The sequence below is a fragment of the Bacillus sp. EA-CB0995 genome (assembly GCF_055814245.1).
On sequence record NZ_CP169269.1, the window covers coordinates 150,294 to 165,000 of the forward strand.

The 14,707-nt window shown below is 38.3% G+C and carries 9 protein-coding genes, 2 rRNA genes, 3 pseudogenes and 1 other annotated feature (1 of these 15 running past the window's edge); all 14 genes and pseudogenes read right to left on the minus strand.

What is annotated here, in order from left to right; translation table 11 throughout:
• Positions 1–2: 2 nt before the first annotated feature.
• Positions 3–1,400: a cysteine--tRNA ligase gene (gene cysS, locus ACEWFJ_RS00900; protein WP_473690072.1), complete on the minus strand. Its 1,398-nt coding sequence runs from the start codon at positions 1,398–1,400 to the stop codon at positions 3–5.
• Positions 1,381–2,045 (minus strand): annotated as a pseudogene (gene cysE, locus ACEWFJ_RS00905) (serine O-acetyltransferase). Before cysE ends, cysS begins: the two are co-directional and overlap by 20 nt.
• 176 nt (positions 2,046–2,221) lie before the next feature.
• Positions 2,222–2,470, minus strand: a binding site (T-box leader).
• Between the two features lie 48 nt (positions 2,471–2,518).
• The gene (gltX, locus tag ACEWFJ_RS00910) at positions 2,519–3,976 is read right to left on the minus strand and encodes a glutamate--tRNA ligase (protein ID WP_473690073.1); all 1,458 of its coding nucleotides are present in this window, start codon (positions 3,974–3,976) and stop codon (positions 2,519–2,521) included.
• Positions 3,977–4,065: 89 nt separating this feature from the next.
• Positions 4,066–4,542 (minus strand): 2-C-methyl-D-erythritol 2,4-cyclodiphosphate synthase, encoded by a 477-nt coding sequence (gene ispF / locus ACEWFJ_RS00915; protein ID WP_098309980.1) that lies wholly within the window; start codon positions 4,540–4,542, stop codon positions 4,066–4,068.
• A 134-nt stretch (positions 4,543–4,676) separates the two neighbouring features.
• A complete protein-coding gene (gene ispD, locus ACEWFJ_RS00920) occupies positions 4,677–5,360 on the minus strand; it encodes a 2-C-methyl-D-erythritol 4-phosphate cytidylyltransferase (RefSeq protein ID WP_473692301.1) in 684 nt (227 codons plus the stop codon).
• A 16-nt stretch (positions 5,361–5,376) separates the two neighbouring features.
• Positions 5,377–6,476, minus strand: a pseudogene (locus ACEWFJ_RS00925) (PIN/TRAM domain-containing protein).
• Positions 6,477–6,636: 160 nt separating this feature from the next.
• Positions 6,637–7,710 (minus strand): DNA integrity scanning diadenylate cyclase DisA, encoded by a 1,074-nt coding sequence (gene disA / locus ACEWFJ_RS00930; RefSeq protein ID WP_473690074.1) that lies wholly within the window; start codon positions 7,708–7,710, stop codon positions 6,637–6,639.
• 3 nt (positions 7,711–7,713) lie between these two features.
• Positions 7,714–9,090 carry a DNA repair protein RadA gene (gene radA / locus ACEWFJ_RS00935; protein ID WP_473690075.1) on the minus strand — a complete coding sequence of 459 codons (1,377 nt, stop codon included), beginning with the start codon at positions 9,088–9,090 and terminating at the stop codon, positions 7,714–7,716.
• Positions 9,091–9,189: 99 nt separating this feature from the next.
• A complete protein-coding gene (clpC, locus tag ACEWFJ_RS00940; protein ID WP_429709593.1) occupies positions 9,190–11,625 on the minus strand; it encodes an ATP-dependent protease ATP-binding subunit ClpC in 2,436 nt (811 codons plus the stop codon).
• A 13-nt stretch (positions 11,626–11,638) separates the two neighbouring features.
• Positions 11,639–12,712 (minus strand): protein arginine kinase, encoded by a 1,074-nt coding sequence (locus ACEWFJ_RS00945; RefSeq protein WP_473690076.1) that lies wholly within the window; start codon positions 12,710–12,712, stop codon positions 11,639–11,641.
• Positions 12,713–12,716: 4 nt separating this feature from the next.
• Positions 12,717–13,273: pseudogene (locus ACEWFJ_RS00950) on the minus strand (UvrB/UvrC motif-containing protein).
• A 101-nt stretch (positions 13,274–13,374) separates the two neighbouring features.
• Positions 13,375–13,836, minus strand: a complete 462-nt coding sequence (locus ACEWFJ_RS00955; protein ID WP_473690077.1) for a CtsR family transcriptional regulator — start codon at positions 13,834–13,836, stop codon at positions 13,375–13,377.
• A 209-nt stretch (positions 13,837–14,045) separates the two neighbouring features.
• Positions 14,046–14,161, minus strand: a 5S ribosomal RNA gene (gene rrf / locus ACEWFJ_RS00960).
• A gap of 50 nt (positions 14,162–14,211) precedes the next feature.
• Positions 14,212–14,707, minus strand: a 23S ribosomal RNA gene (locus ACEWFJ_RS00965); it runs 2,426 nt beyond the window's last position.

Sequence of the window (14,707 nt, forward strand, 5' to 3'; positions counted from 1 at the left end):
GTTTAGCCCCTTTTCCATCTTGTACCTTGTGGTGTATCTTCTAAAATGATGTTACGCTCTTTTAATTCATCGCGAATTTGATCAGATAATGCAAAATCACGATTTTTACGAGCCTCAATACGCTTTTGGATTAGTGCTTCAATTTCTTCATCAAGCAATTCTTCTTTCGTTAATTCTAATCCTAAAATTCCAAATAGCGTTTCGAACTGTTTTACATACGCCGCAATCACTGTTTTTGATGTATGCTGTTCTAATAAATATTGATTTGCATGATTTGCTAAGTTATATAACTCTGTTACTGCATTTGCTGTATTAAAATCATCATCCATCGCCGCTTCAAATGCAGCTTGGAATTTCTCCATCTCATCTAACCATTTCTCATTATGATCCGTTAAATCAGTACTACTTTCCATACGATGCTTTAAATTACCATAGGCTGTTTCAATGCGCTCTAATCCGTTATTTGTATGCTGTAATAATTCTTCACTAAAGTTAATTGGATGGCGATAGTGCACAGATAACATAAAGAAACGAATTAATTGCGGATCGTACTGCTTGATAATATCGTGAACTAGGACAAAGTTACCAAGTGATTTAGACATTTTCTCATTATCAATATTAATATATCCATTATGCATCCAGTAACGTGCAAATTCTTTACCAGTCAACGCTTCTGATTGTGCAATTTCATTTTCGTGATGCGGAAATGCTAAATCCTGTCCGCCAGCATGGATATCAATTGTATCACCTAAATATTTACGTGCCATCGCCGAGCATTCAATATGCCAACCTGGACGCCCTTTTCCCCATGGACTATCCCAGAAAATTTCTCCTTCTTTAGCAGCTTTCCATAATGCGAAGTCTAGCGGATCTTGTTTCTTTTCCCCAATTTCAATGCGAGCACCATGACGCAAATCTGCAATTGGTTGATGCGATAGTTTACCGTATTCTTTAAATTCTTTCGTTTTATAATAAACATCGCCTTCAGATTCATATGCATATCCCTTATTCACAAGCTCCTGAATAAATTCGATAATAATATCCATATTCTCTGTTACACGAGGATGAACTGTTGCATGTTTGCAACCCAATGCAGTTACATCTTCAAAATACGCTTTGACAAAGCGATCTGCAATTGTTGGAACATCTTCTCCTAATTCATTAGCAGCTTTAATCAGCTTATCATCTACATCCGTGAAGTTAGATACATATTGCACGTCGTAACCACGGTGTTCCATATAACGGCGCACTGTATCAAATACGATTGCCGGTCTTGCGTTACCGATATGAATGTAGTTATATACGGTCGGTCCGCATACATACATTTTCACTTTATTTTCCTCTAATGGAACAAACGCTTCCTTTTGACGCGTTAACGTATTATAAATGTGAATAGTCATTTTTATCCTTCCTTTCTGTTTTCACTACCATTTGTTTTTTCAATTGTTCGAGCTCTTCTTCCACTGCTTTCAACTTATCAAAAATCGGATCCGGAAGATCACAGTGATTTAATTCTTGACCTACTTTTATCCCATTTTGAATCACGACGCGACCAGGAATACCTACAACTGTAGAATGAGCAGGTACTTCCTTTAACACAACCGAACCAGCACCAACTTTAGAATTTTCTCCAACCGTAATCGATCCAAGCACTTTCGCACCTGTCGCAATCAACACATTGTCTTTAATTGTTGGATGACGTTTCCTTTTTCTTTTCCCGTACCGCCTAACGTAACACCTTGATAAATTGTCACGTTATCTCCAATTTCACACGTTTCTCCAATTACAACTCCCATGCCATGATCAATAAAAAACTTACGACCAATTGTTGCCCCCGGATGAATTTCAATACCCGTAAAAAAACGACTCATTTGTGAGATAACACGAGCAAAAAAGAAAAACTTTCGTTTATAAAAGGCATGTGCAATACGATGCGCCCAAATTGCGTGCAATCCAGAGTAAGTTAAAATCACTTCGATGTAACTTCTCGCTGCTGGATCCTGTTCAAAGACGACTTCAATATCCTCCCGAAGCCTCTTAAACATTTTTGTTCCCCCTTTTTGTTTAAAGTGAAACTTCCATCAGTGGATCTCTTTACCACTAATAGTGAGTTGAATCAATAAGGTTTTTAATTTCTACTTCCTTACAAAGTTTTTCCGACTATTTATACCAGAAACTCTCCCCATACCTGTAGGTATAGAAAAAGGCGTCTCTGTCTATAGACAGAGACGCCTTACTAGCGCGGTTCCACTCTGTTTAGGCCTAAAAAAGCCTCAAACTCAAACATGATAACGGTGTATACCGCTTCTGCTTACTTTGCGTCGCCATGACATTTCTCGAAATATATTCGTTGTTCAGCAGAAGACTCAAAGGGGCACTTCAAAAATCTGCTTTTAAACCACTTCCAGCCAAATGGTGGTTTTCTCTGTGAAAAGCATGATTTTCTACTTCTCCTTCTCGTCGCTTTCTTTTATTTCATTTTGAAGTATTCTTATTATATTTCTAAATCCGTAAAAAGTTAACCAATTACTTTACGAACACGATTTAAAACTTTTTCTTTTCCAAGAAGCGCAATTGCATTTGGAAGTTCTGGTCCGTGTGTTTGGCCAGTTGTCGCAACGCGAATTGGCATAAATAAATTTTTCCCTTTTTGACCTGTTTGCTTTTGAACAGCTTTAATTGCCGCCTTAATTGCTGCAGGTTCTACTTCCTCTAATGCCTCTAGCTCTGCTGCAAACACGCGAAGAACTTCTGGCACTTGCTCGCCTTTTAATACTTCTTGTCCTTCTTCTTCATAATCCACATGATCTTTAAAGAACATATCAGATAGCTCAACAATCTCAGCCCCGAAGCTCATTTGATCATGATATAAAGCAATCACATCGCGAATCCAAACTAACTCTTGTTCACTTGGATTTTCACTTACGCGACCAGCTTTCACTAAATGCGGTAAGCTTAATTCAACAACGCAATCTAAGTCTTGCTTTTTCATATATTGGTTGTTCATCCATTTTAATTTTTGAGAATCGAATAATGCCGGTGATTTCGATAAACGAGCTGCATCAAACATTTCAATAAACTCATCCTTAGAGAAGATTTCTTCTTCTCCTACTGGTGACCAACCTAGTAATGCGATAAAGTTAAAGATTGCTTCTGGAAGATATCCCAACGCTTCATATTGTTCAATAAATTGAATAATAGATTCATCACGTTTACTTAACTTTTTACGGCTTTCATTTACAATTAACGTCATATGACCAAATTGTGGTATGTCCCAACCAAATGCTTCGTAAATCATCATTTGTTTTGGTGTATTAGAAATATGGTCATCACCACGAAGAACGTGTGAGATTTCCATGAAATGATCATCTGCCGCTACTGCAAAGTTGTAAGTTGGGATGCCATCTTTCTTCACGATAACGAAATCGCCGAAATCGTTTGAGTTGAAAGATACGTCTCCTTTTACAATATCATTAAATACATATTCACGGTTTTCAGGTACACGGAAACGAATACTTGGAATGCGTCCTTCTGCCTCGAACTGTTTTACTTGCTCATCTGTTAAATCACGGTGACAACCCGCATAACGAGGTGTTTCACCACGAGCGATTTGTCCTTCACGTTCTGCTTCTAACTCTTCTTCTGTCATATAGCACTTATACGCTAAGCCACGCTCTAATAAATCTTCATATAACTTTTTATAAATATCTAAACGCTCCATTTGACGGTACGGACCATATTCACCACCAACGTCGATGCTTTCATCCCAGTCCATGCCAAGCCATTTTAAATACGTTAATTGGCTTTCTTCGCCGCCAGCAATATTACGCTTTACGTCTGTATCTTCAATACGGATAATAAATTTACCGTTTTGACTACGAGCGAATAAATAGTTAAATAATGCCGTACGTGCATTTCCGATATGTAAGTGTCCTGTTGGACTTGGCGCATAGCGCACTCTCACTTGCTTTTCCATAGTTGGTACACCTTCCATTCTTAATGTCAACAGATTCCTTAATTGTACACCAAAAAATTACGATTATCCATCTTACGAATCAAAAACAACTATTTTTTCTGTAATAATACAATAGCCTGTGAAGCAATTCCTTCTTCTCGCCCTGTAAATCCTAATTTTTCTGTCGTCGTTGCCTTTACATTGACATTCTCCATGTCTGTTTGTAACAGTTCGCTAATTCTCTTGCGCATACTTTCAATATGCGGTGCCATTTTTGGTTTTTGGGCAATAATTGTACAATCTAAGTTTCCGAGTACATACCCTTGCTCTGTAACAAACTCCCACACTTTCTGTAAAAGCACAGCTGAATCCGCATCTTTAAATGCAGGATCTGTATCTGGAAAGTGCTTACCGATGTCACCAGCAGCAATTGCACCTAAACAAGCATCAGCAATAGTATGTAAAAGGACATCCGCATCGGAGTGCCCAAGTAATCCTTTTTCATATGGAATTGTAATACCACCAATAATTAATGGTCTTCCTTCTGCAAATGCATGTACATCAAAACCTTGTCCAATTCGAAACATTTCCAATTCCTCCTCAAACTACACTAGTAAACTTTATATCATTCTTACGGACATATAAAAGCTCCGCCTGTTGAAGTTTCTGCTCTATATATAGAAAAGCTCGGTAGCTACCGAGCTTTTCTATTATAACATTGCTATTGTATTTTCAAAACTCGTAGAAAGCTTTCAGCAATCACTAAATCTTCAGGTGTTGTCACCTTTATATTGTGATAGCTTCCTCCTACAACTCCTACCTCTTTAGGAAGGCGTTCCACCAAACTAGCATCGTCAGTTCCGAGAAAGCTCGCTTGTTTTGCACTCTCATGTGCCTCTAACAGAATGGGAACATGAAATCCTTGCGGCGTTTGAACTGCTCGCAAATGAGAACGTTCTACTGTTTCAACAACAGTATCATGCGTCACTTTTTTAATTGTATCTTTCACAGGTACCGCACAAATGGATGCACCTTTTTCTTTAGCCATTTGCAATACATCTTCAATCATCTTTTTCGTTACAAATGGACGCGCCCCGTCGTGGACAAGTACATACTCTACATCTCTTACATACATAAGAGCATTGTATACACTATCCTGGCGCTCACTTCCACCTTGGATAAGTTGGATGCCTTTTTGAATATGATAAGTTTGGAGAAGTTCTTCAAAGTAAGAACGCTCTCCCTCATTAATCGCTAAAATAATCTGTTTACATTGTTCATCTTTTTCAAAAGCTCGTAATGTATGAATAATAATGGGAACAGAATCTATTTGTAAAAATAATTTATTTTTATCCGCTCCCATACGCTTACCTTGTCCTGCTGCAGGAATAATTAATGTATATATCATCGCAATCCTCTACTTATAATGCTTTCTCTAACAACTTACGCTTAGCAAAGATCATACGGCCTGCAGATGTTTGCAATACACTTGTAACAAGTACATCAAGTTGGTGACCAACATGCTCTCTACCATCTTCGACTACGATCATTGTACCGTCGTCCAAATAAGCGACACCTTGATTCTGCTCTTTTCCATCCTTCACAACGTATACGCTTAACTCTTCACCCGGAAGTACAACAGGCTTAATGGCATTTGCTAAATCATTAATGTTTAAAACTGTCACACCTTGCAATTCGGAAACTTTATTTAAGTTAAAATCATTCGTAACAACAGTGCCACCTGTTAACTTCGCTAACTTCACAAGCTTACTATCGACTTCTTGAATATCTTCAAAATCACCTTCATAAATCTCTACTGGAATAGATAACTCTTTTTGAATACGATTTAAAATATCCAAACCTCTTCGTCCGCGATTACGCTTTAATGCATCCGAAGAATCAGCAATATGCTGTAGTTCTTCTAACACAAATTGCGGAATGACAATTGTGCCTTCCAAAAACTTTGTTTGGCAAATATCCGCAATACGCCCATCAATAATAACACTAGTATCCAATATTTTCCAATAAGAAGTTAACGTTTCTACTTCCTCATTTTCATTGTTCGTATTTTTTTCTTTCCTCCGCGTTGCGGCAATGTAAACAACCCTAACAATTCATTCCTCTTTTTAAACCCTACTTGGAACCCTAAGTAACCAAGTAATAGTGTGAAAAAGATTTGCAATACTGTACTAATGACTTGAATGGTAAATTCGCGAATCGGAATCAAGATCAAATACGCAACAATTAGTCCTGAGATTAATCCTAATGTTCCAAATAACACATCTGTAACAGGTGCTTTTACAAGCGCTTCCTCAATATGTTTAATAAGCTGAACAATATAATCTACAAGCCAAAATGTTGTTAAAAATAAAATGATTGCACCAATAATTGCACGAATATAAGAACCTTCAAGCCAAGGAACTGCACCTATATCCAACATCTCGATTACTTTTGGAATAAGAAAAATTCCCAATGCTCCTCCAATAACTAAAAAGAAAAGCTGTACGATTCGTTTTAACATTCAACCACCTCCTACTCATTATTAACCATTACTTCGTCACTCAAAACGTCGAGTGCAAAAGTGGACGTGTTTTTTTATAATTTGTTTTATTTACCAATATATCATATCATATATGAAAAATCTTTGAGTGTCGCTATATTGTGAAATCAATGTAATATTCTTAATTGTGTCTGCTCATATACAAGTGTTCTTGAATTCGTTTTAAACCCTCTCGTATCTTTTTCGCCCGTACTTCTCCAATCCCTTCCACATCATCCAAATCAGCAATTGTTGCACGGCAAATTCCTTGTAAGTTCTTAAAACGATTAATTAAGTTCTCAATAATAAGAGGCGGAACTCTAGAAATTTTACTCGCGATCCGATAACCTCTTGGTGTAATGCTTTCTTCTAATTTCATTTGTCCGGAATATCCAAGTAATTTCACTAAATCGCTATCTTCTAAAAGTTGTGCATTCGCAAGCTCTTGTAATTTTTTTAAAACTTGATAGTGCTCTTGTGTTTTTTCATGATAGTAGTCTTTAATTAATAGCGCAGCCTCTGCTTCCACGTCAGCAAGCAATTCTGTCAATTGTAAGCGAATAAGTCTTCCTTCTGTTCCTAATTCATGAATGTAACTGTAGATTTCATTTTTAATCCGTAGCATCATTTCAACACTATGTAGTACATGCACAACTTCAGACATTGTAACCACTTCTTCAAACTCTAAAATACCAAGGTTCGTTATGCCCTCATTCCATACAGCTTTATATTTTTCTAATGTTTGAATCGCCTGGTTTGCCTTTGTTAAAATAACCCCAATATCTTTTAATGTATAACGTAAGTTTCCTTGATATAACGTAATTACATTTCGTCTTTGTGAAATAGCAACAACAAGACTACCCGTTTGCTTCGCCACTCGCTCTGCTGTTCGGTGACGCATGCCTGTTTCAATAGAGTCGATAGATGGATCAGGAACCAACTGTCCATTAGCGATTAAAATTTTACTTCCCGTTTCATTTAAAATAAGAGCACCATCCATTTTTGCTAGTTCGTACAGACTAGCAGGAGAAAAAGCACAATTAATATGAAATCCTCCATCAACAATACTTTTAATTTGCTCGTTGTATCCGAGTACAATAAGGCCACCTGTTTGCGCACGGAGCACATTATCAATTCCTTCTCTTAGCGGTGTCCCCGGTGCAACAAGCTGCAAAATATTAATAATACTTTTGGAACGTTGCTTGTTTTCTTCCATATCTTATCCTCCTAGTGCAAATCGAAGAGCCTCTCCTATATTCGATACTCCAACTACTTCAATACCTTCTGGAATCGTCCATCCACCCAAATTTTTCCTTGGGATAATAACACGCTGAAATCCTAATTTTGCTGCTTCTTGTACACGCTGTTCGATACGAGAAACACGGCGAACTTCTCCCGTTAAACCAACTTCACCAATGACTGCATCACCCGGAAAAGTCGGTTTATCGCGAAAACTTGATGCGATACTTAAAGCAACTGCCAAATCAACCGCTGGTTCATCTAATTTAATTCCCCCAGCAACTTTTAAATAAGCATCTTGGTTTTGGAGCAATAACCCTGCTCTTTTTTCTAGTACTGCCATAATAAGAGAAACACGGTTATGGTCAATTCCTGTTGCCATTCTTCTTGGATTCCCGAAACTTGTAGGAGAAATTAATGCTTGTATTTCTACTAAAACAGGCCTTGTTCCTTCCATAGAAGCAACAACCGTTGAACCAGCAGCCCCCACAGGTCTTTCTTCTAGAAAAATTTCAGAAGGATTCAATACCTCTGAAAGGCCAAGCTCCTTCATTTCAAAAATCCCCATCTCATTGGTTGAACCAAAACGGTTTTTTACCGCTCGTAAAATTCGATATGTATGATGACGATCTCCTTCAAAATAAAGAACGGCATCCACCATATGCTCTAACATACGTGGACCAGCTATAGCTCCTTCTTTCGTTACATGCCCTACAATAAAAATAGGGATTCCTTTCGTTTTTGCAAGCTTCATAAGTTCTGCTGTACATTCACGTACTTGCGCTACGCTTCCTGGCGCTGAAGTTACTTCCGGTAAATGAATGGTTTGAATAGAATCAATTACTACAAATGATGGATTCATTTCATCTATATATGCTGCGATTCGTTGTAAATCTGTTTCTGATACAACAAATAAATTATCTCCATTTACATGAAGACGATCTGCTCTAAGTTTAATTTGTTTTGCAGATTCCTCACCTGATATGTATAAAACATCATAAGCACGATCTGCTAGTTGTGATGATATTTGCAATAATAATGTTGATTTCCCAATACCAGGATCTCCCCCTATGAGCACGAGAGAGCCATCTACAATTCCACCACCAAGCACCCGGTTAAATTCCTGAAAATTCGTTTCAATACGCGCCTCTGTTTTCGTTTCCACCTCTTTCAGGCGGCGAGGCTTCGTTAATTCAGTTTGGATCGCACTTGCATAGTTCAGGCGGCGTGATGATACAACTGGTTCCATCTCTTCCACTAGTGTATTCCATTGTCCGCACCCCGGACACTTTCCCATATACTTTGGTGACTGATAACCACATTCTTGACATGTAAATTTCGTTTTCTTTTTAGCCATCGTTTTTTACACTTCACTTCGCTTTCATATGAAACAAAAATATTTCTTTTTTGTACAAGAAAGAGGGCTATTGTTTAGCCCCCCTTTGTTTGTCTATACTTATTTTACCTTTTCTGCACTACGAATGACAAATGATTCTCCTTCTGTATCAAAAACAACTTTTTGACCTTTCTCAATAACCCCTTTAAGAAGTTCCTCTGATAATCGATCTTCTACATGTTTTTGAATTGCACGGCGTAGTGGACGAGCACCATACTCTGGGTCAAATCCTTTATCCGCAATCGCTTCAATTGCTGCATCCGTTAACTCTAACTCAATGTCTTGTTCTTTTAAACGTTTGACCAACAGTTCTACCATAAGTGTAACAATTTCTTTAATATGTTTTTTCTCTAATGTATGGAAAACAATAATTTCGTCAATACGGTTTAAAAACTCAGGGCGGAATGCTTTTTTCAACTCTTCCATTACTTTACCCTTCATATCTGCATAATCACGACTTTCATCTTGTACATTAAATCCAAGATGTTTGTTTCGTTTTAATGCATCTGCACCTACGTTAGAAGTCATAATAACAATTGTATTACGGAAATCAACTGTACGACCTTTTGAATCTGTTAAACGACCATCTTCTAGCACTTGCAGTAAAATATTGAATACATCTGGATGTGCCTTTTCCACCTCGTCAAGTAAGACAACGGAGTATGGTTTGCGACGAACTTTTTCTGTTAACTGGCCACCTTCTTCATATCCAACATATCCTGGAGGAGAACCAACTAAACGAGAAGTAGAATGTTTCTCCATATACTCCGACATATCAATACGAATCATTGCATCTTCGTCACCAAACATAGATTCCGCTAATGCGCGTGCAAGTTCCGTTTTACCAACACCAGTTGGTCCTAAGAAAATAAAAGAACCGATTGGACGTTTTGGATCTTTTAAGCCTGCTCTTGCGCGGCGCACTGCTTTTGCAACCGCAACAACCGCTTCATCTTGCCCAATTAAACGATCATGTAAAATATTTTCTAAGTTCAATAGTTTGTCTGTTTCTGTTTGAGCTAGCTTAGAAACCGGAATACGCGTCCACGTTGAAACAACATTTGCAATATCCTCTACTGTTACTTCCGAATTCTCTTTACCTTGTTGCTCTTTCCATTGACGCTTCGTATCTTCTAATTTTTCACGTAGGCGCTGTTCCATATCACGTAAAGAAGCTGCTTTCTCAAATTCTTGACTTTGTACTGCCGCATCTTTTTCTTTTCTTACTTCTTCTAGCTTCGATTCAAGTTCTTTTAAATTTGGTGGTGTTGTATAAGAACGTAAACGAACTTTTGAAGCTGCTTCATCAATTAAGTCAATCGCTTTATCAGGTAAGAAACGATCAGTAATGTAACGATCAGATAATTTTACAGCGGCGTCAATTGCATCGTCTGAGATAGAAACACGGTGATGTGCTTCATAACGGTCACGTAATCCTTTTAAAATTTGAATCGATTCTTCTAAGCTTGGTTCATCAACGTGAATCGGTTGAAAACGTCTCTCTAATGCCGCATCTTTTTCAATATATTTACGATACTCATCTAGCGTTGTCGCCCCAATACATTGTAGTTCCCCGCGTGCTAATGATGGCTTTAAAATATTCGATGCGTCAATCGCCCCTTCTGCACCTCCCGCACCAATTAATGTATGAAGCTCATCAATGAATAAAATAATATTAGCAGCTTGACGAATTTCATCCATGACTTTCTTTAAACGGTCTTCAAATTCACCGCGATATTTCGTACCAGCAACTACAGTCCCCATATCTAATGTCATAACACGCTTATCGCGTAAAGTCTCTGGAACTTCGTTGTTTACAATTTGTTGTGCTAGCCCTTCAGCAATTGCTGTTTTACCAACACCAGGTTCTCCAATTAACACAGGATTATTTTTTGTTCTTCTACTTAATACTTCAATTACACGTTGAATCTCTTTGCTACGACCAATTACTGGATCTAAACGCCCTTCACGTGCTACAGCTGTTAAATCGCGAGCTAAACTATCAAGCGTCGGTGTATTTGCATTAGCCGAACCACCACCTTGATGACCCGAAGCCGTCTCGTTACTACCAAGAAGCTGCAGTACTTGTTGACGCGCTTTATTTAAACTTACACCTAAATTATTTAAAACACGGGCCGCAACGCCTTCTCCTTCACGAATAAGCCCAAGTAAAATATGCTCTGTTCCCACGTAAGAATGACCAAGTTTACGCGCTTCATCCATTGATAATTCTATTACTTTTTTTGCACGCGGTGTGTAGTGAACCGTTTGGGACATCTCCGTGCCGCGCCCAATTAGTGCTTCTACTTCTTTTTGAACTTTCTCTGGGCTTAATCCAAGTGCGACCAATGCTTTTGCAGCAATCCCTTCTCCTTCGCGTACAAGGCCGAGTAAAATATGCTCCGTGCCGATATTATTATGGCCAATACGAATTGCTTCTTCTTGGGATAACGCTAATACCTTTTGTGCTCGCTCTGTAAATCTTCCAAACATCATATGAATCACACTCCTACTTCGCTCGATTTTGTTCAATTCGTAATCTTTCACGAATAAGTGCTGCTCTACGATAATCTCTTTCATCAGGTTGTAAGGGGCCTCCAGCATATTGCTGCAAGATTCCAGGCTGTGTAAGTACCATTAACTCCGTTAAAATATTCCTAGATATATTTTCGATATAACCAAGATCAATACCAAGTCGAACATCCGATAAACACGTTGCTGCCTCAGCAGATTCAATTAAACGGCTATTCGCTAATACACCATAAGAACGATACACCTTATCTTCAAGCTCAATACTTGAATTTTTCATAATTGATTCTCTTGCTGTTCGTTCTTGTTGAATGAGTTGCTGAACAACACTCTTTAAATCTTCTACAATATCTTCTTCAGGTTTTCCCAATGTCATTTGATTAGAAAGTTGGAATATATTCCCTAACACTTCGCTACCTTCACCATATATCCCTCTCACAACTAAACCAAGTTGATTAATTGCTTGAACGATACGGTTCATTTGTCCTGTTAAAACGAGAGCTGGCAAATGTATCATCACTGAGGCTCGTAAACCTGTTCCTATATTTGAAGGACAGCCCGTTATATAACCAACTTGTTCATCAAATGCATATTCAACCTGACTTTCTATCCAATCATCAATTCGATTTGCACTATGCAACGCTTCTGATAATTGTAATCCCGGAAATAAACATTGAATCCGAATATGATCTTCCTCATTAAGCATAATACTTACTTGTTCATTCTCAGATAATAAACAAGCACCATATTCTGTTCCCACTAAATCCGGACTCACAAGGTGCTTTTCTACTAATACTCTGCGCTGCAAAGGTTCAATCCTATTCATTTGTAAAAGTTCAAGTACCCCGAAAGGTGCAACTGCTTGATTAGCAAATTTTTCTTGAAATACATGAATCATTTGCTCCGCTTCCTTATTTGTTAACATAGTCGGGAACTGATAGTCTCGTAAATTCCGAGCCAATCGAACACGACTGCTTAAAACAATATCGGAATCAGGACCGTCTTCCCTCATCCATGGACTAATTGCTTCGTTCATAATACGATCGAGTGACATAGAATTATTCCCCCTCTCTATGCTCACGAAGCTGATTTTCTATGCTGCGAATTTTATCTCGTACTTCAGCAGCCTGTTCAAACTCTTCTTGTTGTATGCACTCCTGCAATTTTAGTTTTAACTCATCTAATTCTTTTTTAGATGAATATTTCCTCCTATACGGTTAGGAATTTTTCCGTGATGCTTTGTATGCCCACCATGAAGCCGTTTCAGCATTGGCTGTAATTGTTCTTTAAATGTTTCATAACAAGACGAACAACCAAACCTTCCGACCTTTGCAAATTGCGGATATGTCATATTACATTTCGGACATTGCAACGGCTGCACATTCGAAACATTATTTGTTTCTTTCTCAGATGCAGGTTGCTCAACATGTAGTAGCCCTGCTAATAAATTATGAAATGACAAACTAGACTTATTAGACTTATTTGATTGAAAGAAAGACGTATATCCATTTTCTTGGGCACATTGCTCGCAAAGATGAATCTCCGTCTTTTTTCCATTGATTGCTTTTGTAAAATGCAGCGTTGCTGATCGTGAACTACAGTTTTGACAAATCAACGTATTTCCCCACCTTTACAATAGGAAAGAATTATTAATTTACAACCTTATTCGTTCAATTAATCCTTAAGGAACAAAGCATTCCTAAGGGAAGTTTCACTTTACTTATACTTCAATGTTCTAAGCATCGCTCGAAGCATACGTGCTCGTAATTCATCTCGAAATGGTAAATCTGTTAGTAAAACAGATCGATCTAACACACTAAACATAAGCTTTGCTTCCCTACTGGTAACAATACCTTCTTCTGCTAAACGCCCTATTATACTCTCAGCGCTTGATTGAGTAATGCTATACTGAATCATTTGTAACATTTGGTTAATAATGTCTATATCATCATGCAATTTGACCTTTATAATGCGAATATAACCTCCGCCACCTCGTTTACTTTCTACTATGAATCCTCTTTCTAGAGTAAAACGAGTATTAATAACGTAGTTAATTTGAGATGGCACACAATCAAACTTATCAGCAATTTCATTTCTTTTAATTTCAATTGCATCATTATTACTTAAGTCAATAACTTGCTTTAGATATTGTTCAATAATATCAGATATATTTCTCATTTATCCTCCACCTTTATTGACTTTGACTATCTTTGACTTTAATTATATACGTATTAAAAAATTTTGCAACTCTTTTGCTTCCCTCTCTATCCTATCCATATTTTCTCTCATTTAATCAACCGTTCTTTATTTTATGAATAAAGAATATAAAGTTTCCTATATAAAAAAGAACACAAAAAAAGACGAGTCCAATGACTCGTCTTTCGTTTGCCTGGCAACGTCCTACTCTCACAGGGACAAAGTCCCAACTACCATCGGCGCTAGAGAGCTTAACTTCCGTGTTCGGTATGGGAACGGGTGTGACCTCTCTGCCATCATTACCAGACTTATGAAGGTATATTCCTTCAAAACTAGATAACATTTGCTTCATATTATATGGTTAAGTCCTCGATCTATTAGTATTCGTCAGCTCCACATGTCACCATGCTTCCACCTCGAACCTATCAACCTGATCATCTTTCAGGGATCTTACTAGCTTACGCTATGGGAAATCTCATCTTGAGGGGGGCTTCATGCTTAGATGCTTTCAGCACTTATCCCTTCCGCACATAGCTACCCAGCTATGCCCTTGGCAGAACAACTGGTACACCAGCGGTGCGTCCATCCCGGTCCTCTCGTACTAAGGACAGCTCCTCTCAAATTTCCTACGCCCACGACGGATAGGGACCGAACTGTCTCACGACGTTCTGAACCCAGCTCGCGTACCGCTTTAATGGGCGAACAGCCCAACCCTTGGGACCGACTACAGCCCCAGGATGCGATGAGCCGACATCGAGGTGCCAAACCTCCCCGTCGATGTGGACTCTTGGGGGAGATAAGCCTGTTATCCCCGGGGTAGCTTTTATCCGTTGAGCGATGGCCCTTCCATGCG

What these genes read in the sequence shown, in the direction of transcription:
- cysS (WP_473690072.1), bottom strand. Translation starts at nt 1,400, where the DNA reads ATGACTATTCACATTTATAATACGTTAACGCGTCAAAAGGAAGCGTTT.
- gltX (WP_473690073.1), bottom strand. Translation starts at nt 3,976, where the DNA reads ATGGAAAAGCAAGTGAGAGTGCGCTATGCGCCAAGTCCAACAGGACAC.
- ispF (WP_098309980.1), bottom strand. Translation starts at nt 4,542, where the DNA reads ATGTTTCGAATTGGACAAGGTTTTGATGTACATGCATTTGCAGAAGGA.
- disA (WP_473690074.1), bottom strand. Translation starts at nt 7,710, where the DNA reads ATGGAAGAAAACAAGCAACGTTCCAAAAGTATTATTAATATTTTGCAG.
- radA (WP_473690075.1), bottom strand. Translation starts at nt 9,090, where the DNA reads ATGGCTAAAAAGAAAACGAAATTTACATGTCAAGAATGTGGTTATCAG.
- clpC (WP_429709593.1), bottom strand. Translation starts at nt 11,625, where the DNA reads ATGATGTTTGGAAGATTTACAGAGCGAGCACAAAAGGTATTAGCGTTA.
- ACEWFJ_RS00945 (WP_473690076.1), bottom strand. Translation starts at nt 12,712, where the DNA reads ATGTCACTCGATCGTATTATGAACGAAGCAATTAGTCCATGGATGAGG.
- ACEWFJ_RS00955 (WP_473690077.1), bottom strand. Translation starts at nt 13,836, where the DNA reads ATGAGAAATATATCTGATATTATTGAACAATATCTAAAGCAAGTTATT.